We start from the raw sequence: 17,386 nt of genomic DNA on the forward strand, positions 1-17,386 counted from the left end.
TCCGCTGGACACGGCCATGCCCGATCTTGCCATCATCATTCCGTCGGTTCTCAACGGGATCACGACCGGCTCGCTCTACGCGCTGATCGCGCTGGGCCTGACGCTGATCTACGGCGTGCTGCACATCATCAACTTCGCACACGGCGCGCTGCTGATGGTCGGGCTCTACGCCGTCTGGTTCCTGAACGTGCAACTGGGCATCGACCCCTACTGGGCGCTGCTGATCGTGCCTCCGGCCATGTTCGCGCTCGGCTACGCCCTGCAGCGCGGCATCATCGGCAAGGCGTCCCACGGCCGCGACGAGAACATCCTCCTTGTCACGCTCGGCCTGTCGATCGTCATCGAGAACCTCGCGCTCTACGTCTTCCGTTCCGACACGCGGATCGTCGACACACCCTATTCCTTCGAAACGGTCGAGTTCCTCGGGGCCTTCCTGCCGCTGCCCAAGGTCATCGCCTTCTTCGGTGCGCTCGTCACCGCCACCGTGCTGTGGCTTCTCATGGCGCGCACCGATCTCGGCCGGGCCATCCGCGCGCTGGCCAAGGAGCGCAAGGGCGCCGAGCTCGTCGGCATCAATACCGAGCATGTCTACGCCATGAGCTTCGGCCTCGGCATCGCCTGTCTCGGCGTCGCCGCCTGCCTGCTCCTGCCGAGTTATTACGTGACGCCGCAGGTCGGCCACGGCTTCGTGCTGATCGCCTTCACCATTGTTGTCCTCGGCGGCATGGGCTCCTTCGTCGGGGCATTGATCGGCGGGCTGATCATCGGCGTCGTCGAGGCGATGGGCGGCCTGTTCCTCGGCGAGAGCCTCGGCCAGATCGGCATCTTCGTCATCTTCATCCTGGTGCTGATGTTCAGGCCGCAGGGCCTGCTCGGCCACAAGGTGTGATCCCGATGCGCCAGCTTCTCGTCCTTCTCGCCGTCTTTTCCGCCATCGCGGTCCTGCCCGCGGTCATCACCTCCGAGTTCAGCCTGAACATCGTCATCATGATGCTCTATGCCGCGCTGCTCGGGCAGGCCTGGAACATCCTCGGCGGCTACGGCGGCCAGTTCTCCTTCGGGCACGCCGCCTATTTCGGCACCGGCGCCTACGCCGTCGCCGTGCTCCAGGTGCAACTCGGCATCAACCCGTGGATCGGAATGGTCGCCGGCGCCTTGCTGGCCATGGCGGTGGCGGCCTTCATCGGCTTCGCCACCTTCCGCACCGGCCTGCGTGGCTCCTATTTCGCACTGGTCACGCTCGCCTTCGCGGAAGTGCTGCGCATCCTGTCGAACTCGGTCGATTTCACCGGCGCCGGCGTCGGCATCCTGATCCCGCTCGCGCCCGGACCGGGGAACCTGCAGTTTGAAACCAAGACCGGATTCTTCTTCCTGATCTGGAGCTTCACGCTGGCTGCCTTCCTGGCCGTCTGGTGGATCGGTCATTCCCGCTTCGGCGCCTCGCTCGCCGCCGTGCGCGACAACGAGGAAGCGGCGCGCGCGCTGGGCGTCAATGCCTTCCGCGTCAAGATGGGCGCGATCATCCTGTCCGGCCTGTTCGGCGGCTTGGCCGGCGTCTTCTACGCGCAGTATTTCCTCTACCTCGATCCCTACATCGCCTATGGCCCCGCCATCTCTGTCGAAAGCCTGCTGGTCCCGATCATCGGCGGCATGGGAACCCTGTTCGGCCCGCTGCTTGGCGCCGTGGCCCTGCACACGGTTTCCGAGCTGACGCGCGAACTGATCGGCGACGTGCCGGGCATCAGCCTGGCCATCTACGGCGCCCTGCTGGTCGGCATGGTGCTGTTCCTGCCGCGCGGCCTGGCCGGGATCGCCGCACGCTTCACCCGCCGCAACAAGCCGGCCGGCACGGAGACGCGCCATGCTTGAGGTGAAGGACGTCTGCAAGGCATTCGGCGGGCTCCAGGCCTCCAATCACGTGTCACTGACCGTGCCGGAAGGGCGCATCACCTCGCTGATCGGGCCGAACGGTTCCGGCAAGACGACGCTGTTTGCCCAGATCACCGGCTTCCTGAAACCGGATACCGGGCGCATCGCCTTTCTCGGGCGGGACGTGACAGGCGTCGCGCCGGAGACCATCGCCCGGGCCGGCATGGTGCGGACCTTCCAGATCGTGCAGCCCTTTGCCGGCCAGACCGTACGCGAGAACATCGCAGTCGGCGCGCACCTGCACCGCGCCTCGCGCAGCGCCGCGCTGGCCCACGCGGAGGCGGTGGCGGACCGCGTCGGGCTCGGCGACCGGCTCGACATGGACGCCGGCTCCCTGACCGTGGCCGGGCGCAAGCGCCTCGAAGTGGCCCGAGCCCTTGCGACCGACCCGAAGCTGATCCTGTTCGACGAGGTGCTGGCCGGTCTCAACCCCTCCGAGATCCGCGACGTCATTCCGGTCATCCGCGCCATCCGCGATTCCGGCATCACGATTTTCATGATCGAGCATGTCATGCAGGCGGTGATGAGCCTGTCGGAACACACCTGGGTGTTGAACCAGGGCGAGATCATCGCCGAGGGCGCCCCGGCCGACGTCGTGAAGGATCCGAACGTGATCGAGGCCTACCTCGGCAAGGGCATGGCAAGGCGCATGGCCGAAAGGCAGGTGTCGCATGCTTGACGTCAGGAACCTGCATGCCGGCTACGGCGCGGTGGAAGTGCTGCGCGGCATCGATCTGGACATCGCGAAGGGCGAGATCGTTGCCCTGCTCGGGTCGAACGGTGTCGGCAAGACGACGTTTGCCGGCGTCCTGTCCGGCCTCGTGCCGGCCTGGTCGGGCACCACCCGCTTCAACGAAGAAGACATCACCCGTCTCGGTGCCGGCCGGATTGTCGACCGCGGCCTGATTCACGTTCCGGAAGGCCGTCACATCTTCCCGAACCTGACTGTGCGCGAGAACCTTGAACTGGGCGCCTATCGCCGCGGACGAGGCAATCGGGCGCGCAACATCGACCATGTCGCCGGCGTGTTTCCGCGCCTGAAGGAGCGCTTCGGCCAGAAGGCCGGAACCCTTTCCGGCGGTGAGCAGCAGATGCTGGCCATCGGCCGCGGCATGATGGCCGAGCCGGACCTGCTGATCCTCGACGAACCTTCCATCGGCCTGTCGCCTCTGCTGGTGGAGGAAATGTTCGACCTGATCGGAAAGCTCAAGGCGGAAGGACTGACGATCCTCCTGGTGGAACAGAACGTGCTGCAGTCGCTGGAGATCGCGGACCGGGCCTTCGTGATGGAAAACGGCCAGATCCGCCTGTCGGGAAAACCGTCCGAGCTGATGGATGACCCGGACCTGCAGCGCGCCTACCTGGGGCTGGCATGATGGCAACGACACTAGCACAGAAGATCATCGCACGCGCCGCCGGCCGCGAAACCGTCAAGCCGGGCGAGGTGGTGACGGCCGCCGTCGACCTGGCCATGATCCATGATTCCGGCGGGCCGCGCCGCGTCGAGCCGATCCTGAAAGACCTCGGCGCCGGGCTGTTCGACCGCGACAAGGTGGTGCTGATCTCCGATCACTACGTGCCGGGCGATACCGACGAGGGTGCCCGCATCCTGGCGCTGACCCGGCAATGGGCGAAGGATCGCGGCGTCGCCTTCCATGACGGACAGGGCATCTGCCACGTCGTGCTGCCGGAGAAGGGCCACCTGAAGCCGGGCATGTTCGTCGTCGGCGGCGACAGTCATTCGCCGACCGGCGGGGCCTTCGGTGCCTACATGTTCGGCGTCGGCGCCACCGAGATGGCGGGCGTTCTGGCCACCGGCGAAATCTGGATCCGCGTCCCCGGGACGATCCTGCTGGAATGGACCGGGCGGCTCGGCGCCGGCGTGACGGCCAAGGATATGATGCTGGCCACCTGCGCCCGCCTCGGCATGGATGGCGGCCAGTACCAGGCGGTCGAGTATGCCGGCGAAGCGGTACGCGCACTCTCCATGCAGGAACGCATGACGCTCTCCAACATGGCCGCGGAACTGGGCGCGCAGGCCGGGCTGATCGCGCCCGATGAAACCACCGCGCAGTGGCTGGCGGGCGTCGGCGGCGATGCCGGCGACTGGCGCGGGCTTGTCACCGACCGGGACGCACCGCTGTTGGCGCAGCACGTGTTCGATGCGTCCGCGTTGCAGCCGCAGGCCGCCGCGCCGCATTCGCCGGCCAATGCCGCGCCCGTGGGCGATGCGGGACGGGTTGCCGTGGACGTGGCCTACATCGGTGCCTGTACCGGCGCCAAGCATGAGGATCTCCGCGCGGCGGCCGCCATCCTGAAGGGCCGGACGGCGGCGCCCGGCGTCGAACTGCTGGTCGCGCCCGCCTCGAAAACCGACCAGGACCGGGCGGAAGCGGAGGGGATCATGGCGGTGCTGGAAGCGGCCGGCGCCCGCGTTCTGCCGAATGCCTGCGGCATCTGCGCCGGCTACGGCGCCCACCGCCTAGGCGAGGATGTCACCTGCATCTCGTCGACGGCCCGCAATTTCAAGGGCCGCATGGGCGCTGCCTCGTCGAAGGTATGGCTGGCCTCGCCCTACACGGTGGCGGCATCCGCCGTCGCCGGCCACCTCGCCGACCCGCGTGACATGCTGGCGGAGACAGGCGCATGACCGGTCGTGTCTTTCTGTTTGGCGACGATATCGACACCGACCAGCTGGCGCCGGGGCAATACATGAGCGGCGGCATCGAGGCGCTGGCCGCCCATTGCCTGGAAGGCGCGCGTGCCGATTTCCCGGTCTCCGTGAAACCCGGCGACGTGGTCGTGGCCGGCCGCAACTTCGGCATGGGCTCCTCGCGCGAGCAGGCGGCGGAAGCGCTGAAACACTTGGGCGTCGCTGGCGTCGTGGCGGTCTCTTTCGCCGGTATCTTCTACCGCAATGCCATCAACCTCGGCCTGCCGGTGATGACGGCGCCCGATCTCGCCGGGATCGAGGATGGCGAGGCCGCCACCCTTGACGTGGACGCCGGTGTTCTGCGCCTGCCCGACCGTGCGCGGGCAGTTCCGCTCGATCCGCTGCCGGACAATCTCAAGACCCTGCTCGCCGATGGCGGGCTGGTGCCGCACCTCAAGAAGCGCTTTGCGGCCGAGAAGGAGGACAATCGGTCATGACCATGAGCCTGCGACAACGGCTTGCCGAAAGCCGGATCCTGCTGGCCCCGGGCGTCTATGACGCGCTGACCGGGCTGATTGCCGAACAGGCCGGCGCGGAAGCCATTTACCTGTCGGGTGCATCCATTGCCTACACCCGCTTCGGGCGCCCGGACATCGGCCTGGTCTCCATGAGCGAGGTCGCCGACACGATCGCCGTCCTGCGCGACCGCGTCGCCCTGCCCATCGTCGTGGATGGCGACAACGGCTTCGGCAACGCGCTCAACGTCCAGCGCACGGTGCGCGTGTTCGAGCGCATGGGCGCCAATGCCATCCAGCTGGAAGACCAGACGCTGCCAAAGCGCTGCGGCCACCTTGACGGCAAGACGCTGGTCAGCGCCTCCGAGATGGCGGGGAAGATCCGCGCCGCCTGCGATGCGCGCAGCAGCGACGAGACGCTGATCATCGGGCGGACCGACGCCATTGCCGTGGAAGGCTTCGATGCCGCGCTCGAGCGGGCGGAGCAATACCTGGAGGCCGGCGCCGACATGCTGTTTGTCGAGGCGCCGCAGTCGCTCGACCAGATCGGCCGCATCGTGGACCGTTTCAGGGATCGCGTGCCGTTGATGGCCAACATGGTGGAAGGCGGCAAGACGCCGGCGCTCGACGCCGGCGAACTGGAAGCGACCGGCTTATCTTTCGTCATCTTTCCCGGCGGCATCGTGCGCTCCATCGCGGCCACTGCGCGCGACTACTACGCCAACCTGCTGGCCCATGGATCGAATGCCGGTTTCCGCAACCGCATGTTCGACTTCGCCGGCCTGAACGACCTGATCGAGACGCCCGCCATGCTGGCGACCGGCAAGCGCTACGATGGAGACAAGGGGCAATGAGCATCGACGCCGTGACGCTGGCGATCCTGAAGGGGCGGCTGGAACAGATCGCCGACGAGATGGACGCCACCCTGTTCCGTTCGGCCTTCAATCCGATCATCGCCGAGGCCCACGATGCCTCCCATGGCATCTACGATGCGGTCACCGGCGAGACGCTGGTGCAGGGCAAGTCGGGCCTGCCGATCTTCGTCGGCGTCATGGCCTTCGCGGTCAAGGCCGTGATCGACAAGGCCGCGGCCTCGGGCGGCGTCCACGAGGGCGACGTCTGGATCTTCAACGATCCCTATGACGGCGGCACGCACCTGTCCGATTTCCGGCTGGTCAAGCCGGTCTTCCGCGATGGCAGCCTGTTCTGCTTCCTGGCGTCGGTCGGCCACTGGCACGATGTCGGCGGCAACGTGCCGGGCAATTACAATCCCGTCGCCACCGAGAGCTTCCAGGAGGGCATGCTGATTCCGCCGGTCAAGCTCTACGACAAGGGCGAGTGGCGCCAGGACATCGTCGACATCCTGTCGGCCAACTCGCGCCTGCCACTGTCGCTCTACGGCGACCTCAACGGCCAGATCAACGCGCTCGATCTTGGCGAAAGGCGCATCCACGCGCTGATCGACGACTACGGCGACGGCACGGTTGCGGACTGCCTGGGCGAGTTGAAGGAGAGGGCGGCGCAGATGATGCGCGCGCAGATCGCCTCGCTGCCGGACGGCACGGTGTCGGCGGAGGATTTCCTCGACAACGACGGCATCGTCGACGAACCGCTGAAGATCGCGCTCGACATGACCATCGACGGCGACCGCATGGTGCTCGATTTCTCGCGCTCGTCACCGGCCTGTGCCGGGCCCGTCAATATTTCGCGGTCGACGACGATCGCCGCCTGCTACGTCGCGCTGAAACATGTCTTCGGCGACGTCCCGGCCAATGCCGGCGTGCTGGAACCCGTCGACTTCCGCATCCCGGAGGAGTCGCTGCTCTCGGTGAAGGCGCCGAAACCCGTCGGCGGCTACACAGAGACCATCCTGCGCCTGATCGACGTCGTCTTCGAGGCCGTGGCCCGGATCGCGCCCGACGATGCCATGGCCTGCGCTTACGGCACGATCAACGCGCTGTCGCTGGCCGGTCACCGCGCGAACGGCCAGCGCTGGGTGATGTTCTCCTTCTTCGGCGGCGGGCATGGCGCCCATGGCCACGGCGACGGGCTGAACCACGGCAATGCGCCGATCTCCACCGCGACGATTCCGCCGCTGGAAATCCTCGAGGCCGCCTATCCCGTCTGCTTCACGCAATGGGCCCTGCGGCCGGATTCCGGCGGGGCGGGCGAACATCGCGGCGGCCTCGGCGCGATATACGAGATCGAACTGATGGAGAAATCCGCCGACGTGTTCCTCTTTGGCGAGCGCGGCAAGTTCGCCCCGCGCGGCGTGGCCGGCGGTGGTGACGCGGCCGTCAACCGCTTCACCTTCCAGCAGAACGACGGCGAACACCAGCCGCCCATGGTCTCCAAGATGATCGGCATCAAGCTGAAACAGGGCCAGAAAGTGCGCCTCGAAACGCCCGGCGGCGGCGGCCACGGCGATCCGGGCAAGCGCCCGGCCGCGGCGATCGCGCGCGACGTGCGGCTGGGCTATGTCAGCCCGGAGGCGGCGGAACGCGATTACGGCTTTGAAGCCGGCAACGGGGAGGCCGGCCAATGAGCGGGCGGATCGTGATCGGTGTCGACGTTGGCGGCACCTTCACCGACATTTTCGTGCTCGACGAGGCCGCCGGCACCGTGAAGACCGGTAAGGTGCCGTCGACGCGCGGCGACCAGTCGAAGGGCTTCGTCGAGGGGATCGGCGGGTTGGTGCCGGACTTTTCCGCCATCGGCACGGTGGTGCACGGCACGACGGTCGGCACCAACGCGCTGCTCGAACGAAAGGGCGCGCGCACGGGCATCATCACCACTGCCGGCTTCCGCGACGTGCTGGAAATGCGCCGCCGCGACCGCCCGACGACCTGGGGCCTGGCAGGATCCTTCGAGCCGGTGGTGGAGCGCCCGGACCGCGTGGAGGTGGACGAGCGCGTGCTGGCCGATGGCACCGTGCGGCTGGCCGTCGATCCCGAATCCGTCAGGGCACAGGCGATGGCCCTGCGCGAGGCAGGCTGCGAGGCGGCTTGCGTGTTCTTCATCAACGGCTATGCCAATGATACCAACGAACGTGTGGCGGTGGAGGCCGTGCGCTCGGTCTGGCCGAATGCCCACGTGACGGCGGCGACCGAGATCCTGCCGGAAATCCGCGAGTTCGAGCGGCTGTCGACGGCGACGCTGAACGCCTACCTGCAACCGGTGGTCTCGTCCTATCTCGACCGGCTCGAAACGGGTCTGAAGGGTCGCGGCTTCGGCGGCGACGTGCTGATCGTACAGTCCAACGGCGGCGTCATGTCGGTGGAAACGGCCAAGCGCTATCCGGTCCGTACCGCGCTGTCCGGGCCGGCGGCCGGCGTGATCGCGGCGACGGCCATCGCCAGCGCCGCCGGCTTCGACAACATCATCACCTGCGACATGGGCGGCACGTCCTTCGACGTGTCGCTGGTGGCTGGCGGCGAAGCGGCATTGGCGGCGCAGACGGCCATCGATTTCGGCATGGTCGTGCGCACGCCGATGATCGAGATCACCACCATCGGCGCGGGCGGCGGCTCCATCGCGTCGGTTGACAAAAGCGGGCTTCTCCAGGTGGGGCCGGAATCGGCCGGGTCCGATCCGGGGCCGGTCTGTTACGGGCTCGGCAACGATCGCCCGACGGTGACCGACGCGAACCTTGTGCTCGGCCGCATCAATGCCGCGCGGCCCATCGGCGGCAAGCTGGACCGGCTGGATGTGGAGGCTGCGCGCGCGGCCATTGCTCGCGTGGTGGCAGGGCCTCTGGGCCTTTCCGTCGAGGATGCCGCGGAAGCGATCCTGAAGCTCGCCAATGCCAAGATGGCCGGCGCGATCCGTCTGGTCTCCATCGAGAAGGGCCATGACCCGGCACGTTTCGCGGCCATGCCCTTCGGCGGCGGCGGCGCCCTGCACACGGGCGCGCTGATCAAGGAAGTGGGCCTCGGCTCAGCCCTTGTGCCGCGCTTCCCGGGCGTGACCTCGGCGCTGGGCTGCGTGGTCGCCGACATGCGCCATGACCGCGTGCAGACGGTCAACCGGCTTGTGGACCAGGTCGACACGGCCGCGCTTGGCCGTGAGATGGAAGCGGAAGCCGGCGCCATTCGTGGCGTACTCGAAGCCTCCGGCATCGCCTTTGCGGCCATCGACACCGTCTATGAACTGGACATGCTCTACCTCGGCCAGACGCACACCGTGTCAGTGACGCTGGACGGTGCGGGACCGGACCTGACGGCAGCCGACATCCGCACGGCCTTCGAGCGCGCCTATCGCGCTGCCTACGGCCGCCTGCTGGACGGTATCGCGATGCGGGTGATGAACTACCGCGTCGCGGTCATCGGTCGCCGTCCGGACCTCGACATGGCGGTCTTCGCGCCGGAAAACGGCAAGCCGGCCGAGGCCTGCCGCACCGGAACGCGGACGGTCTGGTGCGATGGCGCGGCACATGAGGCCGGCGTCTACGAGCGCCTTGACCTCGCCGCCGGTGAGCGGATCGCGGGACCGGCACTGATGGAGCAGGCGGACACGACCATCTTCGTCGATCCGGGCCTGGAAGCGGTGGTCGATGCCTTCGGCAACCTGGTGATCCGTCGCATGGAGGTGAGCCATGGCTGACGGGCCGCTTGACCTGGCCCGCACGGGCCTGCTGATCGTCGACCTGCAGAACGACTTCATACATTCCGATGGCGCGTACGGACGCGGCGGGCAGACAAGCGCGGCCATCGCCGCTCTTCCGGAGCGGGTGAAGCCGGTGGCCGATGCACTGCGGGCGGCGGGCGGCTGGGTGATCTCCACCCAGTTCACGCTGGTGCCGGGCAAGGGGGGTGAACCCTTCATCTCGCCGCACCTGAAGGCGCTGCGGCCATTTCTCGGCAAGGGCGACTTCGCGCCGGGCGCCTGGGGCCACCAACTGGTCGACACGTTGCAGCCCGCCGACCTGACGGTGGAAAAGGTCGCCTATTCCGCCTTCTACATGACGCGCATGGAGTTCGTGCTCCGCAAGGCGGGCATCGACACGCTGATGATCTGCGGCATCGTCACCAATGGCGGCGTCGCCTCGACGCTGCGCGATGCGCATGTCCGCGATTTCCGCACGATCCTTCTGACCGATGGCTGCGCGGCCTTCCGGCAGGAGGTGCATGACACGGCCATTGCCGACCTCTCGACGATCGCCACGCCCATGACCTGTGCCGGGGCCGAGGCCATGGTGCGGGGAAACTGACATGGCAGGCCGTGTCGTCATCGGGCGTCCGGAACGCATCGACGTCGAAACCGGCGTGCTGGTCATCGGCGGCGGCGCCTGCGGCCTGACAGCGGCGCTGCGCGCACGGGCGGCCGGTGCCGAGGTCCTGGTCCTGGAGCGCGATGCCTCGCCCAGCGGCTCGACCTCGATGTCGTCTGGTTTCGTGCCGGCGCCGGCGACGCGGTTCCAGCGCGCTGCCGGCATCGCGGTCGATACGCCGGACCTGTTTTTCACAGACATCATGGCCAAGTCGAAGGGCAAGTCGCGCGAAGACCTCGCACGGCTGGCGTCGAAAAGCATCGGGCCGGCGGTGGAGTGGCTGGCCGATCACGCCGGCATCGAGTGGATCGTGCTCGATGATTTCCTCTATCCGGGCCATTCGAGGCACCGCATGCATGCCGTGCCGGAAAAGACCGGCGCGGCGCTGGAGGCGCGCCTGCTGGCAGCGGCGGATGCGGCGGACATCCCCGTGGTCACCAGTGCGCGCGCCGACCGGCTTTTCGTCGATGACGGCCGGGTGGTTGCCGTGGAAATCGGACGGCCCGATGGCGCAAGCGAGGTGGTCGGCTGCGGCGCCCTCGTCCTGGCCTGCAACGGATACGGCGGCAACCGCGACCTGGTCGCCCGCCACATCCCGCAGATCGCCTCGGGCCTCTACTACGGCCATGCCGGCAACACCGGCGACGCCGTGCTGTGGGGGCAGGAGCTTGGCGCGGCGCTGGATCACCTGTCCGGCTACCAGGGACACGGATCGCTGGCCCATCCGCATGGCATCCTGATCACCTGGGCGCTGATGATGGAGGGCGGGATCCAGGTCAACCGCGACGGGCAGCGCTTCTCCAACGAGCATGGCGGCTATTCGGAACAGGCAGTCCACGTGCTGGCACAGCCGGACGGTATCGCCTGGGCGATCTATGACCGGCGCATCCATGACTTTGCCCTGTCCTTCCCGGACTACCGCGAAGCCGTCGAGGCGGGTGCCATCCGGCAGGGCGAAACCGTTGCGGCGCTTGCCGGGGCGACGGGATTGCCGCGAGAGGCCCTGGATGAAACCCTGCAGACGGTCGCTTCGCTGCAGGCTGGCGGAGGCGCCGATCCTTTCGGCCGGGACTTTACCGGCAAGCCGGCCCTGGCGGCGCCGTTTTACGCGGTCAAGGTCACCGGCGCCCTGTTCCATACCCAGGGCGGGCTGGTCATCGACGCATACGCCCGGGTCCTGCGCCCGGACGGCCGGGTCTTCGAAAACCTGTTTGCCGGCGGTGGCGCCGCATGCGGCGTTTCGGGTCCCGATGTCTCGGGCTATCTCTCTGGCAATGGCCTCCTGACCGCCATCGGCTTCGGCTGGCTGGCCGGTGACGCGGCTGCACGGCTGGTCTGACCGGCACGCCTTCCTTCGGCAAGTTCCATCAATTGATCGCGGCCCGGGGATGGGCGAGCCCCGTCGGCGCGGATGAACTTGATGCTTCAAGCATGAATATTTTAAGCTTGAAATAAATCGACGGCGCGTTATCCTGCTTTCCACGTCACGGTCGGAAAGGGAGGACAGCAATGCGCGTGTTGTGCCTGGGCGGCGGTCCCGCCGGCCTCTACTTCGCCATCTCGATGAAGCTGCGCGACCCGTCACACGAAGTCGTCGTTCTCGAGCGCAACCGCGCCGACGACACCTTCGGCTGGGGCGTGGTGCTCTCCGACGACGCGATGGGAAAGCTGCGCGTCAACGATCCGGACAGCGCCGAAGAGATCCAGCGGAACTTCGCCTACTGGGATGACATTGCCGTCATCCACCGCGGCGTGCGCACCGTCTCGGGCGGCCACGGCTTTGCCGGCATCGGCCGCATGAAGCTGCTGACCATCCTGCAGGCGCGCGCCCGCGAGCTCGGTGTCGACATGCGGTTCTCGACCGAGTTCCGGTCGGCGGAAGACTATCGCCGGGACTATGATCTCGTTGTCGCATGCGATGGCATCAACTCGGCGGTGCGGCGCGAATATGCCGACGTCTTTCGCCCCGACATCGACATGCGCCTGTGCAAGTTCATCTGGCTCGGCACCCGCCAGAAGTTCGACGACGCATTCACCTTCATCTTCGAGAAATCCGAGCATGGCTGGATGTGGATTCACGCCTACCAGTTCGACGCCGACATGGCGACGGTGATCGTCGAATGCTCGCAGGAGACCTGGGACAACTGGGGCTTCGAAGGCATGTCGAAGGAAGAGGGCATCGCCGTCTGCGAAAAGGTGTTCGCCAAGCATCTCGGCGGACACCCGCTCATCTCCAATGCCAGCCATCTGCGCGGATCCGCCGTGTGGATGAATTTCCCGCGCGTCATCTGCGAGCGCTGGCATCACGGCAATGTGGTGCTGATGGGCGACGCCGCGGCAACCGGCCACTTCTCCATCGGCTCCGGTACGAGGCTCGCCTTCGACAGCGCCATTGCGCTGGCCGGCTACCTGCATTCCGAGCCGACGCTCAAGGGTGCCTTCGAGCGCTACCAGGCCGAGCGGCGTCTCGAGGTCCTGCGGCTCCAGTCGGCGGCGCGCAATTCGCTGGAATGGTTCGAGGAGGTCGAGCGGTATCTCGATCTCGATCCGGTCCAGTTCAACTATTCCCTGCTGACGAGGTCCCAGCGCATCAGCCACGAGAACCTGCGCCTGCGTGATCCAGGCTGGCTGGAAAGCGCCGAGGCCTGGTTCCAGCACAGGGCCGGCGTTGCCGACAATACGCCGGTACGCCGGCCGATGTTCGCGCCCTATCGCCTGCGCGACATGGAACTGAAGAACCGGATCGTCGTCTCGCCCATGGCGCAGTACAAGGCCGTCGATGGCTGCCCGACGGACTGGCACCTGGTTCATTACGGCGAACGGGCCAAGGGCGGCGCCGGTCTCGTCTTCACGGAGATGACCTGCGTCTCGCCGGAAGGGCGGATCACGCCCGGCTGCCCCGGCACCTATGCGCCCGAACACGAGGCCGCGTGGACACGCATTGTCGATTTCGTCCACGCCGAGACCGGGGCGAAAATCTGCCTGCAGATCGGCCATTCCGGTGCCAAGGGCTCGACGCAGCGCGGCTGGGAGGAAATGGACGCGCCGCTGAAGAGCGGCAACTGGGACCTGCTCTCGCCTTCCGGCGTGCCGTGGTCGGACCGCAACGCGACACCGAAGGCCATGACCCGCGCCGACATGGACCGGGTGCGCGACCAGTTCGTTGCCGCGGCCACGATGGCCGAACGGGCGGGCTTCGACATGATCGAACTGCACATGGCCCATGGCTATCTGCTGTCGTCCTTCATCACGCCGCTGACCAACCGGCGAACCGATGACTATGGCGGCAGCCTGGAAAACCGGATGCGCTGGCCGCTGGAAGTCTTCCATGCGGTTCGCGAAGCCTGGCCGGCTCACAAGCCGGTCTCGGTGCGCATTTCGGCCAATGACTGGGTCGGCGAGGATGGCGTGACGCCGCAGGATGCCGTGGCGGTCGCGGCGATGCTGAAACAAGCCGGCGTCGACATCTGCGACGTCTCGGCCGGCCAGACCACGCCGCGTGCCCGGCCGGTTTACGGACGGATGTTCCAGACGCCCTTTTCCGACCGGATCCGCAACGAGGCGCAGATGGCGACCATGGCCGTCGGCAACATCTACGAACCGGACCACGTCAATTCCATCCTCATGGCCGGGCGTGCCGACCTCGTCTGCCTGGCGCGTCCGCATCTCGCTGATCCCTACTGGACGCTGCACGCGGCCAGCCAGCTTGGCGACCGCGAGGAAAAATGGCCCGATCCGTATATGCCGGGCCGCGACCAGCTCTGGCGGCTTGCCGAGCGCGCCGCGGAAATGGAGCTGCGGGCATGAGGCGCGTTCTCGTCACCGGTGGCGGCTCGGGCATCGGAAGGGCAACGGCACGCGCCTTCGCCAAAGCGGGCAATGCGGTGACGATCGCCGGGCGCCGGCTCGACGCGCTGCAGGAGACCGACGGTGGCCTCGGGATGGAATGCCGGACCGCCGACGTCACCGACGAGGCATCGGTCCGCGCACTGTTCGACCGGCCTTTCGACGTGGTGGTCGCCAATGCCGGCATGGGCGAGGCGGCGAAGGTCGCCGGCACCAGCCTGGATCTCTGGAACCGGACGCTGGCTGTAACGCTGACCGGTGTGTTCCTGACCTTCCGCGAGGCACTTGCCGGCATGACGGCCGGCGGCCGCCTGATCGCGATATCCTCTGTTTCCGGGCTGCACGGCGAGGCAAACGTGGCCGCCTACAGCGCGGCCAAGCACGGCGTCATGGGCCTCGTCCGCTCGCTGGCACTGGAAGTGGCGAAATCCGGCATCACCTGCAACGCCGTCTGTCCCGGCTGGGTGCAGACGCCCATGGCCGAGGGGGCCGTGGCAGGCGCGATGAAGCGCTTCGGCATCGATCGCGCGGAGGCGGAACGCCGGGTTTTCGGCAACACGCCGGCGGGACGGATCGTCGCGCCGGAAGAAGTGGCCGACGCGGTGCTCTACCTTGCCTCGCCGGGGGCCGCCATGGTCAACGGCCATGGCCTCGTTCTTTCCGGAGGAGATGCATGAGCGCGACCGGTCACGACCCGGATACCCTCCCGGCTCTGGAGGGCGGCCAGGACCCGGCCGCATCGAAGGAGCGCCTGCGCCTGTGGCTCAAGCTGCTCAAGGCCGCGCGCCTGGTGGAGGCGGACCTGCGCGAGCGCTTCCGCGCCGGCTATGCCACGACGCTGCCCCGTTTCGACGTGATGGCCGCGCTCAGCCGGTCGCGTGACGGGCTTCGGATGAGCGAGCTGTCCATGGAACTCAAGGTGTCCAACGGCAATGTGACCGGTATCGTCGACCGGCTGGTGGGCGAGGGGCTTGTCGTCCGTGTCCCTGTCGACAACGACCGCCGTGCGATGACGGTCCGCCTGACCGGCAAGGGCCGCGAGACCTTCGACATGCTGGCTGCGGTCCATGAAGGCTGGGTCGACGGTCTGCTCGGGGCGGTCGGCGCGGAGGAGGCACGCGACCTTGGACGCACGCTCGACCGGATTTCGGCCGAGGCCGCGGCGCACATGGAGACCATTGGCAAGGAAGGGAAGGATCGGTGATGGCAGAAGACAGTCCACGGCATTTCCTGGCGACGATCGACGGGGCCGTCGCGCGCGTGTCTCTGAACCGGCCGGAGCGCAAGAACCCGCTGACCTTCGATTCCTACGCCGAGTTGCGCGACTGGTTCCGTGCGCTGCGCGACCGCGATGACATCGCCGCGGTGATCATCGCTCCCAACGGCGGCAATTTCTGCTCCGGTGGCGATGTCTTCGAGATCATCGGACCGCTGCTCGACAAGGACATGAAGGGTTTGCTGGAATTCACCCGCATGACCGGCGACCTCGTCAAGGCCATGCTCGCCTGTGGCAAGCCGGTGATTGCCGCCGTCGACGGCATCGCGGCCGGGGCAGGCGCCATCATTGCCATGGCAAGCGATATCCGCATCGCCACGCCGCAGGCGAAAACGGCCTTCCTGTTCAACCGGGTCGGCCTGGCCGGCTGCGACATGGGCGCCTGCGCCATGCTGCCGCGCATCATCGGCCAGAGCCGGGCCGCCGAACTGCTTTACACCGGCCGCGCCATGAGCGCGGAGGAAGGCGAACGCTGGGGCTTCTTCAGCCGGCTGGTCGAGGCCGGCAGCCTGGAGGCCGAGGCCAGGGCGCTGGCCACGCGCATCGCCGAAGGCCCCACCTTCGCCAACATGATGACCAAGACCATGCTGGCCCAGGAATGGACCATGAGCCTGGACCAGGCCATCGAGGCCGAAGCCCAGGCCCAGGCCCTCTGCATGCAGACGCAGGATTTCCGCCGCGCCTACGACGCTTTCGCCAGCAAGACGAAACCGGTTTTCGAGGGCAACTGATGAGCGACCGCAGCTTCCTCGAATGGCCGTTTCTCGACCAGAAGCATCGCGATCTGGCCGCGGCCATCGACGCCTGGTCAGCCGCAAACCTGCAGTCCGTCGACCATGGTGACACCGACGCCGCCTGCCGCCGGCTCGTCGCCGCGCTTGGCCGCGATGGCTGGCTGAAGCTGACGGCCATCGACCCGGAGGATCCGCAGTCAGGTCTGGACGTGCGCAGCCTCTGCCTGATGCGCGAGACCCTGGCGCGCCACGACGGCCTCGCCGATTTCGCCTTCGCCATGCAGGGCCTGGGCACGGGCGCCATCTCGCTCTTCGGCACCGACCGCCAGAAGCGGGACTGGTTGCCGCTCACGCGGTCCGGCAACGCGGTTTCCGCTTTCGCGCTCAGCGAGCCGGCTTCCGGTTCCGATGTTGCCAACCTGGCCATGACGGCACGCCGTGACGGCAGCGAGTACATTCTGAACGGCGAGAAGACGTGGATCTCCAACGGCGGGATTGCCGACGTCTACACGGTCTTTGCCCGAACCGGGGAAGCGCCCGGCGCAAAAGGGCTCTCGGCCTTCATCGTGCCGGCCGATACGCCGGGCCTCACCGTCGCCGAGCGCATCGAGGTCGTTGCGCCGCATCCGCTTGCCCGTCTTGCCTTCGAGGAGTGCCGCGTTCCCGCGGCGGCCATGATCGGCGCACCCGGTGAAGGCTTTCGCATTGCCATGTCCGTGCTCGATGTCTTCCGCTCCACCGTCGCGGCAGCCGCGCTCGGTTTTGCCCGCCGCGCGCTGGACGAGACCATCGTCCGCGTGGCGAAGCGGGAACTGTTCGGGGCGCCGCTCGTCGACCTCCAGATGGTGCAGGGCCACGTCGCCGGCATGGCGCTCGACATCGATGCCGCCGCGCTTCTCGTCTACCGCGCGGCCTGGGCCAAGGACAGCGGTGCCAGGCGCGTCAGCCGCGAGGCGGCCATGGCGAAGCTGTTCGCCACCGACCGGGCCCAGGACGTGATCGACCGGGCGGTGCAACTCCACGGCGGCGACGGTGTGCGCAAGGGCGGCATCACCGAGCGGCTCTATCGCGAGATCCGGGCGCTGCGCATCTACGAGGGGGCATCGGACGTCCAGAAGGTCATCATCGCGCGCCAGGCCATGGCCGCGGAAGCGGGAGGATAAC

General features: G+C 67.5%; 16 protein-coding genes. All 16 read left to right on the forward strand.

The features are described 5' to 3' along the window. The first annotated feature begins 16 nt into the window (after positions 1-16). The 16 genes from CSC94_RS02640 to CSC94_RS02715 all read left to right on the forward strand — a co-directional run bounded on the left by CSC94_RS02640 (position 17) and on the right by CSC94_RS02715 (position 17,385). Positions 17-889 carry a branched-chain amino acid ABC transporter permease gene (locus tag CSC94_RS02640; protein ID WP_099303976.1) on the forward strand — a complete coding sequence of 291 codons (873 nt, stop codon included), beginning with the start codon at positions 17-19 and terminating at the stop codon, positions 887-889. A 5-nt stretch (positions 890-894) separates the two neighbouring features. After that, a complete protein-coding gene (locus tag CSC94_RS02645; RefSeq protein WP_099303978.1) occupies positions 895-1,869 on the forward strand; it encodes a branched-chain amino acid ABC transporter permease in 975 nt (324 codons plus the stop codon). Then, the gene (locus CSC94_RS02650) at positions 1,862-2,608 is read left to right on the forward strand and encodes an ABC transporter ATP-binding protein (RefSeq protein WP_099303432.1); all 747 of its coding nucleotides are present in this window, start codon (positions 1,862-1,864) and stop codon (positions 2,606-2,608) included. Before CSC94_RS02645 ends, CSC94_RS02650 begins: the two co-directional genes overlap by 8 nt. Further along, on the forward strand, positions 2,601-3,305 hold the full coding sequence (locus tag CSC94_RS02655) for an ABC transporter ATP-binding protein (protein WP_099303434.1): 705 nt from the start codon (positions 2,601-2,603) through the stop codon (positions 3,303-3,305). The genes CSC94_RS02650 and CSC94_RS02655 overlap by 8 nt, the downstream gene beginning before the upstream one ends. Continuing rightward, positions 3,305-4,579: a 3-isopropylmalate dehydratase large subunit gene (locus CSC94_RS02660; protein ID WP_205853209.1), complete on the forward strand. Its 1,275-nt coding sequence runs from the start codon at positions 3,305-3,307 to the stop codon at positions 4,577-4,579. Before CSC94_RS02655 ends, CSC94_RS02660 begins: the two co-directional genes overlap by 1 nt. After that, positions 4,576-5,079, forward strand: a complete 504-nt coding sequence (locus CSC94_RS02665) for a LeuD/DmdB family oxidoreductase small subunit (protein WP_099303438.1) — start codon at positions 4,576-4,578, stop codon at positions 5,077-5,079. The genes CSC94_RS02660 and CSC94_RS02665 overlap by 4 nt, the downstream gene beginning before the upstream one ends. Positions 5,080-5,081: 2 nt before the next feature. Continuing rightward, positions 5,082-5,951: an isocitrate lyase/PEP mutase family protein gene (locus CSC94_RS02670; RefSeq protein ID WP_099303980.1), complete on the forward strand. Its 870-nt coding sequence runs from the start codon at positions 5,082-5,084 to the stop codon at positions 5,949-5,951. After that, positions 5,948-7,642, forward strand: coding sequence for a hydantoinase B/oxoprolinase family protein (locus CSC94_RS02675; RefSeq protein ID WP_099303440.1), 1,695 nt, complete (start codon positions 5,948-5,950; stop codon positions 7,640-7,642). Before CSC94_RS02670 ends, CSC94_RS02675 begins: the two co-directional genes overlap by 4 nt. After that, positions 7,639-9,699, forward strand: coding sequence for a hydantoinase/oxoprolinase family protein (locus tag CSC94_RS02680; RefSeq protein ID WP_099303442.1), 2,061 nt, complete (start codon positions 7,639-7,641; stop codon positions 9,697-9,699). The genes CSC94_RS02675 and CSC94_RS02680 overlap by 4 nt, the downstream gene beginning before the upstream one ends. Next, positions 9,692-10,306, forward strand: a complete 615-nt coding sequence (locus CSC94_RS02685; RefSeq protein ID WP_099303444.1) for a cysteine hydrolase family protein — start codon at positions 9,692-9,694, stop codon at positions 10,304-10,306. Before CSC94_RS02680 ends, CSC94_RS02685 begins: the two co-directional genes overlap by 8 nt. A gap of 1 nt (position 10,307) precedes the next feature. Then, positions 10,308-11,705 carry an FAD-dependent oxidoreductase gene (locus tag CSC94_RS02690; RefSeq protein ID WP_099303446.1) on the forward strand — a complete coding sequence of 466 codons (1,398 nt, stop codon included), beginning with the start codon at positions 10,308-10,310 and terminating at the stop codon, positions 11,703-11,705. Positions 11,706-11,875: 170 nt separating this feature from the next. Next, positions 11,876-14,173, forward strand: coding sequence for a bifunctional salicylyl-CoA 5-hydroxylase/oxidoreductase (locus CSC94_RS02695; protein ID WP_099303448.1), 2,298 nt, complete (start codon positions 11,876-11,878; stop codon positions 14,171-14,173). Next, positions 14,170-14,889 (forward strand): SDR family NAD(P)-dependent oxidoreductase, encoded by a 720-nt coding sequence (locus CSC94_RS02700; RefSeq protein ID WP_099303450.1) that lies wholly within the window; start codon positions 14,170-14,172, stop codon positions 14,887-14,889. Before CSC94_RS02695 ends, CSC94_RS02700 begins: the two co-directional genes overlap by 4 nt. A 35-nt stretch (positions 14,890-14,924) precedes the next feature. After that, entirely contained in the window at positions 14,925-15,416 is a 492-nt protein-coding gene (locus tag CSC94_RS02705) for a MarR family winged helix-turn-helix transcriptional regulator (protein ID WP_425356501.1), read from the forward strand. Continuing rightward, positions 15,416-16,219, forward strand: coding sequence for an enoyl-CoA hydratase family protein (locus CSC94_RS02710; protein WP_099303454.1), 804 nt, complete (start codon positions 15,416-15,418; stop codon positions 16,217-16,219). Before CSC94_RS02705 ends, CSC94_RS02710 begins: the two co-directional genes overlap by 1 nt. After that, positions 16,219-17,385, forward strand: coding sequence for an acyl-CoA dehydrogenase family protein (locus CSC94_RS02715; RefSeq protein WP_099303456.1), 1,167 nt, complete (start codon positions 16,219-16,221; stop codon positions 17,383-17,385). Before CSC94_RS02710 ends, CSC94_RS02715 begins: the two co-directional genes overlap by 1 nt. Position 17,386 lies beyond the last annotated feature (1 nt).

The organism is Zhengella mangrovi (genome assembly GCF_002727065.1).
GTDB lineage: Bacteria > Pseudomonadota > Alphaproteobacteria > Rhizobiales > Rhizobiaceae > Zhengella > Zhengella mangrovi.

Coding starts and splice junctions, on each gene's coding strand:
- CSC94_RS02660 (WP_205853209.1), top strand. CDS start 3,305: ATGGCAACGACACTAGCACAGAAGATCATCGCACGCGCCGCCGGCCGC.
- CSC94_RS02640 (WP_099303976.1), top strand. CDS start 17: ATGCCCGATCTTGCCATCATCATTCCGTCGGTTCTCAACGGGATCACG.
- CSC94_RS02715 (WP_099303456.1), top strand. CDS start 16,219: ATGAGCGACCGCAGCTTCCTCGAATGGCCGTTTCTCGACCAGAAGCAT.
- CSC94_RS02655 (WP_099303434.1), top strand. CDS start 2,601: ATGCTTGACGTCAGGAACCTGCATGCCGGCTACGGCGCGGTGGAAGTG.
- CSC94_RS02665 (WP_099303438.1), top strand. CDS start 4,576: ATGACCGGTCGTGTCTTTCTGTTTGGCGACGATATCGACACCGACCAG.
- CSC94_RS02695 (WP_099303448.1), top strand. CDS start 11,876: ATGCGCGTGTTGTGCCTGGGCGGCGGTCCCGCCGGCCTCTACTTCGCC.
- CSC94_RS02700 (WP_099303450.1), top strand. CDS start 14,170: ATGAGGCGCGTTCTCGTCACCGGTGGCGGCTCGGGCATCGGAAGGGCA.
- CSC94_RS02685 (WP_099303444.1), top strand. CDS start 9,692: ATGGCTGACGGGCCGCTTGACCTGGCCCGCACGGGCCTGCTGATCGTC.
- CSC94_RS02645 (WP_099303978.1), top strand. CDS start 895: ATGCGCCAGCTTCTCGTCCTTCTCGCCGTCTTTTCCGCCATCGCGGTC.
- CSC94_RS02675 (WP_099303440.1), top strand. CDS start 5,948: ATGAGCATCGACGCCGTGACGCTGGCGATCCTGAAGGGGCGGCTGGAA.
- CSC94_RS02670 (WP_099303980.1), top strand. CDS start 5,082: ATGAGCCTGCGACAACGGCTTGCCGAAAGCCGGATCCTGCTGGCCCCG.
- CSC94_RS02650 (WP_099303432.1), top strand. CDS start 1,862: ATGCTTGAGGTGAAGGACGTCTGCAAGGCATTCGGCGGGCTCCAGGCC.
- CSC94_RS02680 (WP_099303442.1), top strand. CDS start 7,639: ATGAGCGGGCGGATCGTGATCGGTGTCGACGTTGGCGGCACCTTCACC.
- CSC94_RS02690 (WP_099303446.1), top strand. CDS start 10,308: ATGGCAGGCCGTGTCGTCATCGGGCGTCCGGAACGCATCGACGTCGAA.
- CSC94_RS02710 (WP_099303454.1), top strand. CDS start 15,416: ATGGCAGAAGACAGTCCACGGCATTTCCTGGCGACGATCGACGGGGCC.